At 42.6% G+C, this 17,146-nt stretch carries 13 protein-coding genes; 11 read left to right on the top strand and 2 right to left on the bottom strand.

The window, feature by feature from the left end; translation table 11 throughout:
• Positions 1–495 precede the first annotated feature (495 nt).
• Together CXF88_RS06575 and CXF88_RS06570 are read left to right on the top strand one after the other, a co-directional pair.
• On the top strand, positions 496–747 hold the full coding sequence (locus CXF88_RS06575) for a superinfection immunity protein (protein ID WP_101086105.1): 252 nt from the start codon (positions 496–498) through the stop codon (positions 745–747).
• 531 nt (positions 748–1,278) lie between these two features.
• Positions 1,279–2,076 carry a hypothetical protein gene (locus CXF88_RS06570; protein ID WP_101086104.1) on the top strand — a complete coding sequence of 266 codons (798 nt, stop codon included), beginning with the start codon at positions 1,279–1,281 and terminating at the stop codon, positions 2,074–2,076.
• 196 nt (positions 2,077–2,272) lie between these two features.
• Here CXF88_RS06570 and CXF88_RS06565 read toward each other — a convergent pair whose 3' ends face one another.
• Positions 2,273–3,169, bottom strand: coding sequence for a hypothetical protein (locus CXF88_RS06565; RefSeq protein ID WP_101086103.1), 897 nt, complete (start codon positions 3,167–3,169; stop codon positions 2,273–2,275).
• Positions 3,170–3,390: 221 nt separating this feature from the next.
• On the opposite strand from CXF88_RS06565, the gene CXF88_RS06560 reads away from it, so the two are divergent.
• Together CXF88_RS06560 and dbpA are read left to right on the top strand one after the other, a co-directional pair.
• Complete coding sequence (locus CXF88_RS06560; RefSeq protein WP_101086102.1) at positions 3,391–4,257, top strand: pirin family protein; 867 nt, start codon at positions 3,391–3,393, stop codon at positions 4,255–4,257.
• A gap of 325 nt (positions 4,258–4,582) precedes the next feature.
• Complete coding sequence (gene dbpA, locus CXF88_RS06555; protein WP_101086101.1) at positions 4,583–5,986, top strand: ATP-dependent RNA helicase DbpA; 1,404 nt, start codon at positions 4,583–4,585, stop codon at positions 5,984–5,986.
• A gap of 134 nt (positions 5,987–6,120) precedes the next feature.
• On the opposite strand, the gene CXF88_RS06550 is transcribed toward dbpA, so the two are convergent.
• Positions 6,121–7,554, bottom strand: coding sequence for a DEAD/DEAH box helicase (locus tag CXF88_RS06550; RefSeq protein ID WP_101086100.1), 1,434 nt, complete (start codon positions 7,552–7,554; stop codon positions 6,121–6,123).
• Positions 7,555–7,890: 336 nt separating this feature from the next.
• On the opposite strand from CXF88_RS06550, the gene CXF88_RS06545 reads away from it, so the two are divergent.
• The 7 genes from CXF88_RS06545 (at position 7,891) to CXF88_RS06515 (ending at position 17,144) form a co-directional block, all read left to right on the top strand.
• Positions 7,891–8,949, top strand: a complete 1,059-nt coding sequence (locus tag CXF88_RS06545; protein WP_101086099.1) for a DUF3626 domain-containing protein — start codon at positions 7,891–7,893, stop codon at positions 8,947–8,949.
• Between the two features lie 321 nt (positions 8,950–9,270).
• On the top strand, positions 9,271–11,061 hold the full coding sequence (cydD, locus tag CXF88_RS06540; protein WP_101086098.1) for a cysteine/glutathione ABC transporter permease/ATP-binding protein CydD: 1,791 nt from the start codon (positions 9,271–9,273) through the stop codon (positions 11,059–11,061).
• A 35-nt stretch (positions 11,062–11,096) separates the two neighbouring features.
• On the top strand, positions 11,097–12,794 hold the full coding sequence (gene cydC, locus CXF88_RS06535; protein ID WP_197708422.1) for a cysteine/glutathione ABC transporter ATP-binding protein/permease CydC: 1,698 nt from the start codon (positions 11,097–11,099) through the stop codon (positions 12,792–12,794).
• Positions 12,795–13,172: 378 nt separating this feature from the next.
• Positions 13,173–14,552, top strand: coding sequence for a Na(+)-translocating NADH-quinone reductase subunit A (locus tag CXF88_RS06530; RefSeq protein WP_101086097.1), 1,380 nt, complete (start codon positions 13,173–13,175; stop codon positions 14,550–14,552).
• A complete protein-coding gene (locus CXF88_RS06525) occupies positions 14,552–15,766 on the top strand; it encodes an NADH:ubiquinone reductase (Na(+)-transporting) subunit B (protein ID WP_101086096.1) in 1,215 nt (404 codons plus the stop codon). Before CXF88_RS06530 ends, CXF88_RS06525 begins: the two co-directional genes overlap by 1 nt.
• Positions 15,756–16,523, top strand: a complete 768-nt coding sequence (locus CXF88_RS06520) for a Na(+)-translocating NADH-quinone reductase subunit C (protein ID WP_101086095.1) — start codon at positions 15,756–15,758, stop codon at positions 16,521–16,523. The genes CXF88_RS06525 and CXF88_RS06520 overlap by 11 nt, the downstream gene beginning before the upstream one ends.
• Positions 16,524–17,144: an NADH:ubiquinone reductase (Na(+)-transporting) subunit D gene (locus CXF88_RS06515; protein WP_101086094.1), complete on the top strand. Its 621-nt coding sequence runs from the start codon at positions 16,524–16,526 to the stop codon at positions 17,142–17,144. It abuts the gene before it with no gap.
• The last annotated feature ends 2 nt before the right edge of the window (positions 17,145–17,146 follow it).

The raw sequence follows: 17,146 nt of genomic DNA, 5'->3' as shown, positions 1-17,146 counted from the left end.
TCAATCAACAACATCAATACACTGTACATCGCGAATGTGCATATCAATGGCTTAAATAAGTGCTGTTTATCAACTGTGTTAGCTTGTGTGCTACAGCCTTCTTTGTATGCCGTTATCGTATTCTTTTGCCGAGTATCGCTTTGGGTGTATGGTTTTTTCTTTGATGGTTAATAAAGATTAAAGCTAGATATTATATTTAAATCAGCTGGTTAAGTGGTTTGTAATGGTCGGTGTCCGAATAAGCAATGAGTACTAAACAGGCGTAGTGGACGTAAGCCATAGTTTAATTAATACAAGTGACATCGGCATGAGAAGTGTCTACTAGACTAGCGGCCAGCACAAAAACGGCAATAATAGTGTCAATAATGTTTCAACTAAAAATGATGATTTGTGTAAATAAGGCATTTTTTATAATACGATGACTTTTAGCTTGTTATTTAGGCTTTATGTTTTAGTATAATCCGTTGCACTTATCAATTAGGGAGAACGTAATAAATGGAATTTATAAATGAAATAGTCGCAAATGAGAATTATACTTTTTTAGTGGTGTTAGTTATTGGGGGGCTGACTCTTTGGTTTCTTCCTGCTATTTTGGCATTATTTTTTAATCGAAAACACTTTAAATATATTCTGTTAGCGTGTATCCCTGCAGGGTTTTCTTTTATTGCGTGGGGCGGCGTTATAGTGTGGGCTACCACGGGTAAAGTTATTGGTAAATACGCTAATAAAGTTAACGCTGAAAGTTAACTTCTATCAATAATATACACTCACCATAAACCATAAAAATCATTATATGCACTTATTTTTCGCTCACTTTGTGATGCTTTTAAGTGCCGGTTTTTGGCGTCAGTTTTCGGTATAAAATGCAAAAGGATATTACATGAAATACTTATCAATTGTCATCATCGCACTCTTACTTGGTTGTTCTTAAAAAGATTTTAGTGCTCAGGTTAACGATTAGTTCATCGAGAAAGTTATTGGTGGCGAATACTCACGTAATGGCGCTCAATGCAAAACCATAAAAAATCAATGTCCTGAAGGACAATACGAAGAGTGGATTCAAAAGAGCGGTGAAAAAGCGTGTGCGTGCAATAGCTTGTAGCATTCAATTGCTTTGAGTAAGGGGTAAAAACTAAAAAACTTGATAATAGTTAGCATAATACTGGCGATTTTTATCGATAGTTAAGCTGGTTATTAACTGTGTTGGAAATCCTTTGTTTCATGTTAATTATCAACGGATAACGTTAGTTATATCTGGATATACAGGGAAGTAATACGATGAAAAAAATGATAACGGTTGTGACATTATTGGTGTTAGGTGTGTGTTTGAATGTTCAAGCGAATGACAGATATAAGCCTACATCTAATTTGTCATTGTTACGTTCATTAGACCGTGGCTATATGATTATTGGCACTACACATACAAACGATGTTAATGATCTTCAACTTGTCGATATAGAACGCCTTTTTAACGAGCTTAATCCCACTTTAGTGTTGTTAGAAGGTGGTTATTGGCCTGATAAAATGTCTAAAGCTGAAGCGATTAAGTGCTGTGGTGAAATGGGGTTTTTACAGTTTTTAGCTAAGCAGCATCATGTCAAAGTAACAACTTGGGAAGGCGATAGCCTAAGTGAAGCTAAATTTGTGTTAGAGAAGTTTGATGATGAAAGCCTAAAGGTATTTTATTTATTAAGACAAGCACCACAGTTGCTCAGTAATGTTAGTCTTGCCGACGCGAAAAGTAAGATGTCTAATCTGCTCGGACAATCTGGTTTTCCTGCAACAGAATATCACCTAAATGTTAAGCCAGATTCAATTGCTGAGTTAGACATTATGTTATCAACCATGGTGGGGAAATCTGCATCGTGGGTTGAGTTTTCATCGGCAACTATTTTTGACCAACAACTCAGCACCTCTGAATTTACGACGCTTAAAGCGATTAAAGATCGTGTAAATGAGTTTAGGGATAATAGCGCCATTAACAAGGTGAAAGCCGCGATCGATAATAATGAACGAGTCATGTTTGTGGCTGGTGGGCTTCATTTTATGCCTGTCATGAATGCACTCATGCAATAGCTTAGTGCTCATAGCTGTTTATTCATTTATATTTTATTGATAAAGATAGATTGGCCATGTGTGGCATCTTAGGTCCTAGTCAGGAATCATCATAAGGAAAGGGCTTTGGGTATCTTATTTGCGGTATTAGCGGCTTATTTATCATTGACTAGGATAGTGATGCCAGATGTTGATATGACCATGCCAATCCAGTAACTCATTTTACGGCGTTGACTCTTTTGCGAATCGCTTCTGTTAATTGTTTTTTGACTTGGTCTTCGCCACAAAATGTTGCAAATCCTAGTCCCCATCCATGAGGATTCACTTGAGTTGCCAATTCAACCACCCGGTAACAATAATCGCCCTGTTTTACGATTCTGTTAGGGTCTAGCCTATGGTTAAAGGTATGCGGTTGGCTGATATCAATTTCTGCTGCTAACTCTATAAAATCAAGGTTAGGGTCCATTTCACTCATAGTGCCAGTGGGTTTGTTTTGTAATGCAGTTTGAGAACCTACGAGTGTGTCTAATGCTGCAATATTATTTTGCTGTATAAAATGGCTAGTGGCTTGTTGTATTGACGCTAATGATGGCGCGGACTTGTTGATGTCAGTGGTCATTTTTGGTTTTATTTGGCTCGGAAGTACATTATTTTTTTTGGTTATTACATGTGGTTGTATGTTGTTGGGCTTATTGTTTGATGGCATCACGTTATCGAGGGTGTTGTTGTCTTCATCTAAGGAGATTGGTGTCTCTTTCGCGTTTATAGACGTCGATTGGCTAACATCAACATTCGTATCAATAATGGGCGGAAAATTCTTTATGAGTCGGGCACTTTCTAGGTCATGAAGCTTGGGTGATAAACTTGTTTGGGTTATTGATTGGTATTGCGCCGAAGTCATGAGATAGCTTTTTATTGCGGTGGGCGAAGGCTTAACCACTAAAGCTGACACTCGTTGCGTCGTGTCTTGGTACCAAAACGCAATCAACACATAAATCAATAAAACATGGATGATGAATGCCGTGAGTACAGGCTTAAGCCAATATGCTTCTTTAGAGGAGTGTGTTGAAGATCGAGAGTGATGTGGCTCCCAGCCAACCGTTATTACTTCCATTTATATCAATCACTTTATCGCAGTATTATCAGTCCTTTTTTGATTGTTAACAGAAGGTAAAGTTCATAAATTGATGTGGATAAATTTATCTTGCTTGAGCAAAAGACATCATCCTTGTTAATTGGTCTATTTTATCGAAAGAAAATCACACTATTATGCAATATTTATTCAGTTAACAGCCTGCTATTATTAAATAGTTATTTTTCATCACCGAGGTTTTCATGAAAGTATTACAGCGTTTTAGCGCTTTGCCCGCAATGGACGGTGATGGTGTAAACATTAATCGTATTGCCGACTTTGATAAGCTTCGTTTTGATCCATATTTAATGATCGATGAGATTAAGTCTGATGATGAACAAGATTTTATTGGTGGTTTTCCGCCGCATCCACATAGAGGTGTAGAAACCTTTACTTATATTCGTAAAGGCGGCTTTGAACATCGCGATCAAATGGGCAATGTTAAACCTATTCGTGCCGGAGATGTGCAGTGGATGAGTACTGGCAGTGGCGTGCTGCATTCTGAAATGCCATTAGCAGATGCCAAAGAAGGGCTGCATGGGTTTCAAATTTGGATCAATATGCCAGCAAAACACAAAATGCGTCCGCCTATTTATCAAGACAGCAGCAAACAGACTAATCCCCGTATAAATAACGAACACGGCGCAACGCTTGTTGCCTTGGCGGGGAGTTGGGGTTTTAATCATGAGCCACATAAGATTACTTCAACTCTTCAGGGGTTAGCTGGCCATGGGGCAATTGCTGATTTAACGTTAACTGAATATGGTCACTGCACGCTGAATCTTGCAGAGCACCAAACGGTGTGCGCTTATGTGTATCAAGGCGAGCTTAACTATATTGATGCACAAGGTTTGCGAGAAACTGCAGGAGCAGGGCAGTTTTTAGTTTTAAATGCGCTTGAAGTCTGTCATTTTCAAACCGAGGCCACAGGTGCTGGGTTGTTAATATTAGCGGGCAAGCCGATTAACGAAAAAATTGTCCACATGGGGCCGTTTGTGATGAATACCCAGGCTGAGATAGAGCAAGCTGTTCGTGATTATCAGCAAGGCCACTTTGGCCAAATTACCTAGCATTACCCTCAAAATAAGCTGAATTATTGATAAATATTTGTCAGCGAACTGCGAATAAAATTGCTACAATAGCTGACATCTGGCTTAGGTTTGTTTTAAGACCTTTGCTCACACCAATCTTATTTATTATCTGTTCCTTCTGGCAAGATAAATCGTTCGCAAATAGCGGTAAGCATTTTTCATATAACATCATTGTATATGCTAATTTTGTTCCGCTGTTTAATGATAGTTTTGCGCGTTATTGGCTCATTTATGTAATGGTATTGGTATATTTTTTTGCAGCTTTTGCCTGCTTTTTACCTTTCGATATCAGAGGATATTTGCCTTGAGTCAGTCTACAGAACAAGTCGTTAACACGGCTTTTGCATCACTTAAATTAAAACCTGAATTGCTTGAAAACCTCCAAACTATGGGTTTTGAATCGATGACTCAGATCCAAGCTGAGAGCTTACCGCCTATTTTGGCCGGTGAAGATGTTATCGGCCAAGCGATGACTGGTTCAGGTAAAACAGCTGCCTTTGGTTTAGGATTGCTTAATAAACTGGATGTAAAACGTTTTCGCATCCAAACCATGGTGCTTTGTCCAACGCGTGAGTTAGCCGACCAAGTAGCGAAAGACATTCGTACCTTGGCCCGTGGTATCCATAACGTTAAAGTACTAACGCTATGTGGCGGCGTACCTATGGGGCCACAAGTTGGCTCATTGGAACACGGAGCACACATTATTGTCGGTACACCGGGTCGTATTGTTGATCATTTAGATCGCAACCGTTTAGATTTAAGTAACATGAACATGCTGATTTTAGATGAAGCCGATCGCATGTTAGAAATGGGCTTCCAACAGCACATTGACCAAATCATTGCCGCGGCCCCTCGTGAACGTCAAACATTGCTGTTTAGTGCCACGTTCCCAGATCAAATCCAAGCGATTGCCGATCAAATTCTGTATAAACCGGTAATGGTTAAAGTTGAAGCTAAACACGATAACCTCACTATCGATCAGCACTTTTATCGTATTGAAGATAACCAGGGCCGTCTTGAGGCATTGCGTTTATTGTTATTAGATAAGCAGCCTGGAAGCGCAGTCGTGTTTTGTAATACCAAGCGTGAAACCCAACAAGTGGCTGACTCATTACATGAGTTTGGCTTTAGCGTACTAGCATTACATGGCGATTTAGAGCAGCGCGATCGCGATCAAATGTTATTGCAGTTTGCTAACCGTAGTGCGCGTATTTTAGTTGCTACCGACGTAGCTGCACGTGGTTTAGATATTGATGAGTTAGACGCAGTATTTAACTATCATATTGCTTACGATACTGAAGTGCATATTCACCGTATCGGGCGTACTGGCCGTGCTGGCAGTTCTGGAGCCGCATATACTTTCTTTGGTGAAGAAGACGGTTACAAAATGGCGATGATTGAAGAAGCCATGAACAAAGATGTCGTCAGTGAGCCTTTACCGCCAATGAGTGCGCTCAACAAGCAACCACTAGCTGCTGAAATGATCACGATTCAGATTGAGGCGGGTAAAAAGCAAAAAATCCGTCCTGGTGACATTGTTGGTGCATTAACGGGTGGCAATGGTTTAGATTTTAACGATATTGGCAAAATTAAAGTGACTGATTTTCGCGCTTACTTTGCCGTAAAAAGCAATGTGTCTAAACAAGCGATGAATATCATCAGTAAAGGTAAGTTAAAAGGCCGTAGCTATCGTGCGTGGTTCATGTAACTGAGCCTTTTGCAGCCTGTAGGGTTGCAGTTGATTGATTTGCAGTTGATTGATAGTTAGTCGATTGGGTTATGCCTGAATAATAAAAAAGCCGGTGAACAATGTTCACCGGCTTTTTTATGCTCTATCGCAAGTTAGCTTTTAACTTTAGCGTTGGCATAAGGATTATTGCTATTGGCTGACACTACTGGTGCAGTACCACTGCGACGTGGTGGACGATTACGCTGTGGTGGTTTATTACCATTCGCTCTAGCTTCCGCTTTAGGATCTGCAGGCTTATCGTGACTGCGTGATGGTTGGCGAGAGTCAGGTTTACGCGCTGGTTTATCACCTTGAGCGCCATCATTTGCATGCTGTTGAGCATGTTTACTGCGATTCGGGTTTGGCTTTTTAGCGCTATTACCGCCAGATCTGCTACTCGCTTCAGGGATAGTGAATGGTGCTTCAAAACCAGCGAGTTGCTTACGCTCAATAACACGATTGATTAAACGCTCGATATCATGCAGTAATTTAACTTCTTCAAGACCCACTAATGATACAGCTTGACCTGTTGAACCTGCACGACCGGTACGGCCAATACGATGCACATAATCTTCAGGTACGTTAGGTAAGTCAAAGTTAACCACGAATGGCAGTTGATCGATGTCGATGCCACGCGCGGCAATATCTGTTGCGACCATAACTTGTACGGCACCGGCTTTAAAATCTGCCAATGCTTTAGTGCGTGCTGTTTGGCTTTTATTGCCATGAATGGCAGCGGCTTTGATGCCAGCAGCTTCTAGGCTTTTCGCTAAACGGTTAGCACCATGTTTGGTACGAGAAAACACTAACACCTGTTTCCAATCATTGGTTTTAATCAGTTCGATTAGCGCCATTGATTTACGGGTTTTATCCACTGGATACACACATTGGGTCACAGTGTTTGCTGTTGCGTTACGCGGCGTAACTGAAATCTCTACCGGATTGTTAACCAGGCCTTTAGCAAGTTCACGAATTTCATTCGAGAATGTTGCTGAAAACATCAAGTTTTGACGCTTAGCGGGTAATAATGCTAATACTTTTTTAATGTCGCGAATAAAGCCCATGTCTAGCATGCGGTCTGCTTCGTCTAACACTAGAATTTCTAATTTGTTAAAGCTAATGGCTTTTTGCTGACATAAGTCGAGTAAACGGCCTGGCGTTGCGACCAGAATGTCGACACCATTTCTGAGCGCAGCTAATTGTGGCACGATGGACACGCCACCAAAGACTACGGCTGATTTTAACGGTAAGTTGATGCCGTAAGTAGCGACGCTTTCTTGTACTTGCGCGGCAAGTTCGCGTGTTGGTGTTAATACTAGCGCACGGACTTGACCACGTTGCGCTCGTTCACCTTTAGATAATAATTCTAAAATTGGTAAGGTAAAACCAGCTGTTTTTCCTGTCCCTGTTTGTGCTGCTGCCATTACATCTTGACCGGCTAAAACAGCTGGAATTGCTTGTGCTTGAATTGGAGAGGGGGTGTCATAACCTTGTTTTTCAACCGCTTTTAAAATAGCAGCATTCAGACCAAGTGAGGAAAAACTCATAGAAAAATCTCTTTGGGCAACGCATTGTTGCTTTGAATAAAAGGTAGCCAGTAACGGCGGCCGTGAAGCTTACCTGAAAACCTCTTTGAGTGCTATCAAATCCCTGTGTGGGCAACGATATATACTCTGAAATTACAATTAATAATGGACTATTTAATGGTGAAAATGCCTCGCTTATGATTGCCAAATACAGCGATTTAATGAAATCGTGTTAATCTTAAGACCAGAATCAGTGCTAAAAGTCGACTTATTGCATACAATAAAATGGTAACTCGTTTTCTATCCAAATATTCAGCGACTTAGCTGAGGTTACTTAACTTAAGGTGTCTCTAACTGATGAAATTAACGGCACAAATACATATTGAGAAAATGGCGTATGAGCTGCGAGATCATGCTCATGCCGTGATCAAAAATGTGCTGTTAATGTCTAATATTTCAACCTTATCTCTTCAACTTGCTATGCGCGAGCTCGCTCAACATAGCCGAGTTGCGTTGCATTTTCATCCCGATCAAATTGATAATCGAGGCCTCACTGTTGTTGATGGTTTATTGCGTGATGGGGTGTATAAAAGCCAGTTTGAAACCCATGTCTCTAATGGTCATTTATCACCAGAATTAGGCGGTTCTCGCGACCATTGGGAAAACCAATTATTTGGTCATAGCTATTCTGGGATTAAGCATCGGCCTAAATATGGTGCGTTAGATTTTGGTTTGTGCCCATTAGGCCCGGCGCCTCGCTTTGGCAGTTGTTATTTAGTGACTCATCCTCAAATATTGTCTCGATGTACCTTTAGTTACATGGACTCTTATCGGTTGCCCAAAGAAAAGGGCACTATAAAGTGTTTTGATGCGATTTTAGCGGCATTACTCAGTGAGAGTTTTGAGCGTCAATATGCTTTGGGTATTTCTGGGCTTAAACCGAGTAAGTTGATTGAACATTTTAGTCAGCATTTAACCGATGATATCAGTAGCCGTTTCGATGTGGCCCCTAGCGGTAATTTAGATCATTATATTGAAGCCCAAATTCACGGCGATGTGTCGCTGGATCAAGATATTGCCATATTAGTGGCCGATCCGTCATATGTAGGCACTGCCATTGGCGATTCATTAGTCGCCTTGTGTCATGAGTATGGAATTGAGTTGCATTGGCATCAAGGGCGGCAGATTAATGTGGCACAAATACCCGATGATTTTCGTGGTGCTGCGATGCCTATTTTGGCGCAAAGCCTTGCTGAAAATGAGTTGATTAATGCTGAGATTATTGGCCGTGCGGCGTATCAATTGCAAAAACAACCGGCTTCATGGAGTGAGCGTGGTGCACATTCTAAAAAACGACAAGACTTAAAGTTACTCTGGCACGTATTGGTAAAATACGGGGAGAGTACTGGTCAATAAATGTTATTACCAACAATAAATTGTTTTACTCGCATTGCTTCCCCTTTGGTTCTTTTTGCAAATTAGCTTGGTTTTGTCGCTCAACGTGTTTGTGTTTAACACTGTGATGTTGTTTGTGATTAACCATTCTATTTGTAAAAAGATGCACTTTATTGAATTTGATAAATTTCAAGCTGATAGTGGTTAAATTTAATCTTTAAATAAGGCTTTATTAGCAAAATGTGAATCAGATAACATTTACACTGTTTTAGGTGTTAACTCGATGCCAGTACTGCGATACTGCGTGATTAAAGTGGTCATCGATAACTCTGCCGGAGCTTCATGGACAAGTCGTTAGAAAAGTCATTAGCCAAATGGCTTAAAAGCCAACAATCTTCTTGTGGTATTTTCCTCAAACTATCGGTGCTATGTGGTGTGCTAAATGGCATTGCCATGGTGGCACAGGCCTATTTTATTGCTCAGATTTTACAGGGTGTCATTATTGATAACCTTGTTCCCGCCACATTAAACATTCAATTTTTTGCCCTTATTGGTTTGCTATTCACCCGAGCATTGTTAGCGCAGGTGCGTGAACGGATAAGCTTTGAGGCGGGCAAACGTTTACGCACCGACATACGCCAAGCGGTGCTCAATAAATTAGTCGCATTAGGGCCGGTATTTATTAAAGGCAAACCTGCTGGGTCATGGGCAACCTTAGTATTTGAGCAAGTTGAAGATTTACATGACTATTATGCTAAATACCTACCGCAGATGATGCTGGCAGGGTTTATTCCTTTGCTTATATTAGCCTGTGTGTTTCCGCTTAATTGGGCCGCTGGGATTATTTTGATGGCCACGGCACCATTGATTCCGCTATTTATGATTTTAGTGGGTATGGGCGCCGCAGATGCTAATCGTAAAAATATGCAGGCGTTATCACGTTTAAGCGGTCACTTTATGGATCGCCTAAAAGGCCTACAAACGTTAAAGCTGTTTAATCGCGGTGAAGCCGAGTTAGTTAACATTGAACATGCTTCGGAAGATTTTCGTGCCCGGACGATGTCGGTATTACGCTTAGCCTTTCTTAGCTCCGCGGTATTAGAGTTCTTTGCCGCGGTATCGATTGCCGTGTTGGCGGTGTACTTTGGCTTTAGTTACTTAGGCCATTTAGATTTTGGTCACTATGGCGTACAGGTAAGTTTGTTTACTGGCATGTTTGTGTTGATTTTAGCGCCAGAATTTTATCAACCCCTGCGAGACTTAGGCACTCATTATCACGCCAAAGCTCAAGCGATAGGCGCTGCAGAAGCGTTGGTTGAGCTACTTGATTATCACGTTAATACCCCTGCTAAAATCCATTCAGCATCACCAGATATGGCGTTCACAGCCGACAGCATAGACATTCAAGCGATTGGGATTGAAGTGTTTAGTTTAGATGGTCAGCGTTTAGCTGGGCCAATATCATTTACATTACCCGCAGGTGAACACTGGGCTATTGTGGGCCCAAGTGGTGCGGGTAAAACCAGCTTGCTTAATGCGTTGCTGGGTTTTTTGCCTTATCAGGGATCGTTACTGATTAATGGTCAGGAATTGTCACAACTTAATGTGGCCCAATGGCGGCAACATTTGGCTTGGTTAGGGCAAGATCCGCAATTGTTTCATGGCACGGTGAGAGAAAATGTTGCATTGGCCAATCCGCAATTAAACGATGAGCAGATTATGACGTTGCTAGAACAAGCTGATATCAGTGAGTTTGTAAAGCAGCAACCATTAGGCCTCGATTTAGTCATAAGCGACCAAAGTGCAGGAGTGTCAGTGGGCCAGGCCCAGCGTTTTGCATTAGCACGTGCGTTGGCACAACCCGCTAAATTGTTTTTATTAGATGAACCCACTGCCAGCTTAGATGCCCAAAGCGAGCAGTCAGTGCTGGCCTCGTTGCACCGCGCGATGCAGTCGACAACAGCATTAACCGTTACCCACAAATTAGATGATTTACACAACATGAATTACGTATTGGTGATGGACAACGGAATGGTAGTGCAGCAAGGCCATGTAAATGATTTACAGCAGGCTGATGGATTATTAGCACAAATGCTCAATCAGCAACAGAATCAACAACCGGAGGTGTGCTGATGTCGCAACCCGTTGATGCCGCGCCGCGTAACATTATTCAGGTGTTAAGGCCGTTTATTGCTTTGTTCCGCCGCCAGTGGCTGATGATGTTAGTCGGCTTATTGCTTACGTTTACCACGTTACTCACCGGTATTGGTCTGTTGTCTTTATCTGGTTGGTTCTTATCAGCCAGTGCGGTAGCAGGCTTAGCAGTGTTGACGGCCCAAACATTCAACTTTTTTACCCCGGCAGGAGGCGTTCGATTTTTCTCCATCGCCAGAACAGCAAGTCGTTACGGCGAGCGTTTAGCAACGCATGAGGCGACCTTTAAATTGCTGACTCAACTGCGTGTTTGGGCATGGAATAAGTTGCTGCCGTTGAGTGCCGCTAACTTACAAGGTCTGCGCAGAGGCGACTTACTCAATCGTTTAGTTGCCGACATTGATACGTTAGATCATCTCTACTTACGCCTACTCACGCCAATGACCGCATCTTTGATGATGATTGGGGTATTGTTGGTGTTTCTCGGGTGGTTTGATAACCATTTAGCCTTGAGTTTATGTGCTTTGTTATTAGCGGCTTGGTTTATCTTACCGCTGGTATTTTATTACTTAGGTAAGGCACCTGGGCAAGCATTGATGCAAGCGCAAAGGCAATATCGAGTCGAGTTGTTTGATGTTATTCAGGGGCAAGCTGAATTAAGTTTATTTGGCGCCAATAAGCGTTATTTAGCCCAACTTGATAAATCACAGCAGGCTTTATTTAGTCAGCAAACTACCATGGCTAATATTACTGGGTTGAGCCAAGCATTATTGATATTAATCAATGGCATTGCAGTAGTGTTTATGTTGTATTTAGCGGGTCAAAGCGTCGGAGATGCCACGCCTCCGGGGCCGTTAATGGCCTTAATGGTGTTTGCCACCATGGCCAGCCTTGAAATGATGATGCCAATAGCCGGTGCATTTCAACATTTATCTAGCACAGTACTTGCCGCCCGAAGGGTGACCGAAATAACCGAACAAACACCGAGTGTTAAATTTAATGCTAACAGTCACTTGCAAGCAAAACACGGCGCCTTGCAGCTCAGTGGTGTTCACTTTGGTTATCACAGCCATTCACCAGTGTTACAAGGTGTAGATTTGACTCTTAAAGCCGGTGAAAAAGTGGCTATTTTAGGTCCCACAGGTTGTGGTAAATCCAGCTTGTTGGGGCTGATTACTCGTGATTGGGCGCCGCAACAAGGGTCTATTTCGCTTGATGGCGAGCCCATAAGTGCCTACAGCGATGCCAATCTTCGTGCTGCGATGACCGTGGTGAGTCAGCGAGTTTATCTGTTTTCTGGCACCTTACGTGACAATTTAGCCTTGGCGTTGCCCTTTGTGCAAAGCGAAACCCAAAAAGCTCATGATCCTCGTTTTATAGAGGTATTACAGCGCGTTGGTTTACAAACCTTGTTGCAGGGCGATAAACCATTAGATTGCTGGATAGGTGAGGGCGGCCGACAATTATCGGGTGGTGAGCAGCGCAGAATCGGAGTCGCTAGGGCATTATTGCGTGACGCTCCTTTGTTACTGCTTGATGAACCTACGGAAGGATTAGATAAACGTACCGAGCGTGAAATCCTTAACGTGTTGCTCGATTTTGCGGAGCATAAAACCCTGTTAATGATTAGTCATCGTTTGACTGCGTTAGAACAAATGGATTGCGTGTACCTTTTTCAACAAGGTCGACTAATTCAACAGATAGCTGATTAAAATAAGCCATTAGCGGATTAAAATAAGCCATTAGCGGATTAAACTCTTAGCCTAGCGCGATAGAACATACGTTATGGCTGTTTTTGGTGCGGAGTAATCAAGCCTAATTTGTAGATATTAATCAATCTAGTCGTGGGTTTTTTATGGATTATTGGTTATAACATGTACCGCTAATACTGCCGGAATGTAACAACCCTTTTGACACATAAATTACATAAATAGTTTTATCTCGAGACCATAAATTGACCTGCTTCACAAATCTGGCATTCGGTTATGTTCCAAAATTACAGTCCTCGCTCGGAGTGTGATCTTAGTTACTATATTAGTAGTTGCAAACATATAACATAAGCTATCGAATATTTTTAGATGGTGAATGTGATGGCTGGTGTTACCAATCCAGTAATAACTATTAAGCGCGGACTTGATATCCCGATTGCTGGAGAACCACTGCAGCAAATAGATGGCGCACCTAAAACGACTCAAGTGGCGTTAATTGGTGAAGAATACGTTGGCTTAAAGCCTACAATGTCGGTTGAAGTGGGTGATCATGTCGCCAAAGGCCAAGTGCTGTTTGAGGACAAGAAAACCCCTGGCGTGTTATTTACTGCGCCAGCCAGCGGAGTTGTTTGCGCGATTAATCGCGGAGAACGTAGGGTACTGCAGTCGGTAGTGATTGATTGTGATGCCACGCAAGAGCCTGCCATTATTCTCCAATCAGTGGATATTCATGCGTTATCACATCAAGCCGTTAAAGACGGTTTAGTCCGCAGTGGCTTATGGACAGCGCTGCGTACGCGTCCTTTTTCTCGAGTGCCCCAATTAGATGTCAGTCCTGCAGGGATATTTGTTACGGCTATTGACACAAATCCTCTCGCGCCCGATCCGCGTGTCATTATTGCCACTCAACCACAGGCTTTCCAAGCCGGATTATTTGCCCTTACGTTTTTGACCACCGAAAAAGTGTATTTATGCCAAGACGATGGCGTTTCGTTATTGGCAGATGCCAGCAGCGAGTACGACTTATCGCAAGTCAGTGTGCAACGCTTTAACGGCGTGCACCCAGCAGGATTAGTCGGCACTCACATTCATTACCTGTTACCAGCCAGTATTGAACGCCAGGTGTGGCATGTCGGTTACCAAGACGTGATTGCCTTCGGCAAACTGTTTTTAACCGGTGAACTGTATACTGATCGCATCGTCGCGCTAGGAGGGCCTAATGTATTAAAGCCTCGTTTAGTGCGTACCCAGTTAGGCGCAAAGTTAAGCGAATGGGTAAATGGTGAAATTGACCAGCGACAGTCGCGCATTGTGTCTGGGTCATTATTGTCAGGCCATACCGCTGCTGATGTGTACGATTACCTAGGTCGATTCCATAATCAAATTAGCGTATTGACTGAAAATGAACGTCAAGAGTTGTTGCCTTGGGTGCGTCATGACAGCAGTAAATTTTCACTTACCGGCATCATGATGTCAGGTTTTAGTCGCACCAAAAAACTGTTCGATTTCACCACTACTGCTGGTGGTTCTCCACGAGCCATGATGGCGTTTGGCCAACTGGCCCGCGTTATGCCGCTTGATATTTTACCCATCTTGTTAGTACGTGATTTAGTGGTGCGTGATACCGATGAGGCACAACTGCTCGGCGCATTAGAGCTAGATGAAGAAGATTTAGCGTTGTGCACTTTTGTGTGCCCAGGAAAGTATGACTTTGGTAAAGAACTTCGTGCTTGCCTAGATATTATCGAGAGGGAAGGTTAATGAGTCAGCAACAGAAAAAGCCTAGCAAACAAGACAGCTATTACGCTCATGGCAACTCGATGCGCAGCTATTTACGTTCGTTGTGGATAGCCAATGGTCGTAGCACCAAAGGTGATGTGCATATTCGTGATGCGATTGATGTTAAGCGCACCATGCATATTGTGGGCATGTGCTTATTTCCTGCAATGTTATTGGGCATGTACAACATTGGCCTGCAGGCTCAAATAGCCATTATTGCCGGGGCAACACAGCCGGATGTATGGCAACTTGCCTTTTATGACTTACTGTTTGGCCCACTTACGCAAAGCGCAGGTTTAATCAGTTTGTTCGCCTATGGTGCCAGTTTTTACGTGCCATTTTACTTAACTGCGTTGGTGGTCAGTTTGGTGTGGGAAGTGGTGTTTGCCAAAGTGCGCCACCAAGAACTGCACGAAGGCTTCTTTATCACCGCGTTATTATTCTCACTCATATTACCTATCTCTACGCCGTTATGGATTGTAGCTTTGGGCCTTAGCTTTGGTGTGGTCGTGGCCAAAGAGATGTTTGGTGGTATGGGTTACAACTTTTTAAACCCTGCACTGGCGGGTTATGCGTTTATTTATTTTGCATACCCAACAGAAGTGGTGTCATTAAGCCAGTTTGTGGCGGTTGATGGCTTTTCTGGTGCAACGACGTTAACCCTTACCGTGGCTAAAAAATTAAGCTTTATTGATGTGAGTTGGTTCAGCGTATTAAGCGACAGCACTTGGTGGGATGCCTTTTTAGGTTTTACCCCAGGTGCAGTGGGTGAAACCAGTACCTTAGCCATCCTTATCGGTGGTGGTATTTTACTGCTTACCCGCGTAGCTGATTGGCGTGTGGTAGCCGGCGTGATGCTAGGAATGATCATAACCGTTTTGTTGTTTAACTACTTTGGTTCTAGCAGAAATCCTATGTCGGCAATGCCGTGGACATGGCATTTAGTCACTGGTGGTTTTGCACTGGGGATGATGTTTATGGCCACCGATCCGGTAACGGCGTCATATACCCGCAAGGCTAAATTTGCCTTTGGTTTTATGATTGGTTTTATGACCATTATTATTCGTTTACTGAATGCCAAAATGCCAGAGGGCATTATGTTGGCTATTTTGTTTGCTAATTTATGGGCACCGTTATTCGACTACTTAGTCGCACGCGCCAATATTAAACGGAGACTAAAACGTCATGGCCTTTAAGAAAGATAGCGTCGCTGGAACAATGATTTTTATCATCATTTTAAGCCTAGTTTGCTCATTTATGATCACCGGTACCGTTGAGATTTTAAAAGAGCGTAAGTTGGCTAAAAAGCGCGAAGAAGTGCAGCAGTTTGTGTTAAAGGCTGCGGACATCGACATCAGCCAAGGTGACTTTAGTGAGTTATTTGCTCAACGAGTGAAGCCTAAGATGGTTAACTTGGCGACAGGCAAGGTGACTGAAAAAGCCAATCTACTTGATTTTGATGAGCGAATGGCATCGATCAACCCTGAAACCTCGACCAAACCGAAAAAAGATATCGCTAAAATTAAAACCATGGCGACCGACATTCGTATTTTTGAGGTGTATGACACCAATGGCCAACTTGCCAGCATTGTTATGCCGATCTATGGCAAAGGTTTATGGTCGATTATTTACGGTTACATGGCGATAAAACCAGACTTAAACACTATCGAAAATATCGTGTTTTATGAACATGGCGAAACCCCAGGTATTGCGGACTTTATTACTGACCCACAATGGTTAGCCTTGTGGCAAGGCAAAACGTTATTTGATGCCAAAGGTAATATTGCCATTAAAGTGGTTAAGGGCGGCGCCAAAGATGGTGACATTCACGGTATTGATGGCGTAAGTGGGGCGACTCGTTCCGGTGTCGGTATTCAGCGCTTAGTCGAGTTTTGGTTTGGCGTAGAAGGATACCAAACCTATCTACACACGTTAGCTGCGGAGGGTAAGTAAATGAGTCGTGCTATTTCAACTCGTGAGATCCTAACATCGCCAATTATGGCTAATAACCCTGTGGCAATACAGGTATTAGGTGTGTGTTCGGCTTTAGCGGTCAGTAATTCGATGCAAACTGCATTCGTCATGACACTTGCTGTGACCTTTGTGTTGGTATTTTCTAACTTGATTATCTCAAGTATCCGCAATTTTATTCCTAATAGTGTGCGGATTATTGCGCAAATGACGGTGATTGCCTCGTTGGTGATTATTGTCGATATGGTGCTACAAGACGTGGCGTATGAATTGTCAAAACAGTTGTCTGTTTTTGTTAGTTTGATCATCACTAACTGTATCATTATGGGCCGAGCAGAAGCCTTTGCGATGAAACATCCGCCTCATTTAGCCGTATTTGATGCCTTAGGCAATGCCTTGGGTTATGGCTTAATTTTAATGGGCGTAGCGTTTATTCGTGAGCTACTGGGGCGTGGCAGTTTGTTTGGTCACAACATATTTACCACTGTTGAAAATGGCGGTTGGTATCTTGCAAATGAAATGTTCACTTTACCACCCAGTGCGTTCTTTTTAATTGGCGTGATGATTTGGGTTATTAAAATCATTCAGCGTAAGCGCGGATAAGG

This window comes from Shewanella sp. ALD9, from assembly GCF_002836315.1.
Classification (GTDB): domain Bacteria; phylum Pseudomonadota; class Gammaproteobacteria; order Enterobacterales; family Shewanellaceae; genus Shewanella.
This window is presented reverse-complemented; position numbering and strand designations above follow the sequence as displayed.

What these genes read in the sequence shown, in the direction of transcription:
- CXF88_RS06530 (WP_101086097.1), top strand. Translation starts at nt 13,173, where the DNA reads ATGGCTGGTGTTACCAATCCAGTAATAACTATTAAGCGCGGACTTGAT.
- CXF88_RS06520 (WP_101086095.1), top strand. Translation starts at nt 15,756, where the DNA reads ATGGCCTTTAAGAAAGATAGCGTCGCTGGAACAATGATTTTTATCATC.
- cydD (WP_101086098.1), top strand. Translation starts at nt 9,271, where the DNA reads ATGGACAAGTCGTTAGAAAAGTCATTAGCCAAATGGCTTAAAAGCCAA.
- CXF88_RS06525 (WP_101086096.1), top strand. Translation starts at nt 14,552, where the DNA reads ATGAGTCAGCAACAGAAAAAGCCTAGCAAACAAGACAGCTATTACGCT.
- CXF88_RS06570 (WP_101086104.1), top strand. Translation starts at nt 1,279, where the DNA reads ATGAAAAAAATGATAACGGTTGTGACATTATTGGTGTTAGGTGTGTGT.
- CXF88_RS06560 (WP_101086102.1), top strand. Translation starts at nt 3,391, where the DNA reads ATGAAAGTATTACAGCGTTTTAGCGCTTTGCCCGCAATGGACGGTGAT.
- CXF88_RS06550 (WP_101086100.1), bottom strand. Translation starts at nt 7,554, where the DNA reads ATGAGTTTTTCCTCACTTGGTCTGAATGCTGCTATTTTAAAAGCGGTT.
- CXF88_RS06575 (WP_101086105.1), top strand. Translation starts at nt 496, where the DNA reads ATGGAATTTATAAATGAAATAGTCGCAAATGAGAATTATACTTTTTTA.
- CXF88_RS06515 (WP_101086094.1), top strand. Translation starts at nt 16,524, where the DNA reads ATGAGTCGTGCTATTTCAACTCGTGAGATCCTAACATCGCCAATTATG.
- CXF88_RS06545 (WP_101086099.1), top strand. Translation starts at nt 7,891, where the DNA reads ATGAAATTAACGGCACAAATACATATTGAGAAAATGGCGTATGAGCTG.
- CXF88_RS06565 (WP_101086103.1), bottom strand. Translation starts at nt 3,169, where the DNA reads ATGGAAGTAATAACGGTTGGCTGGGAGCCACATCACTCTCGATCTTCA.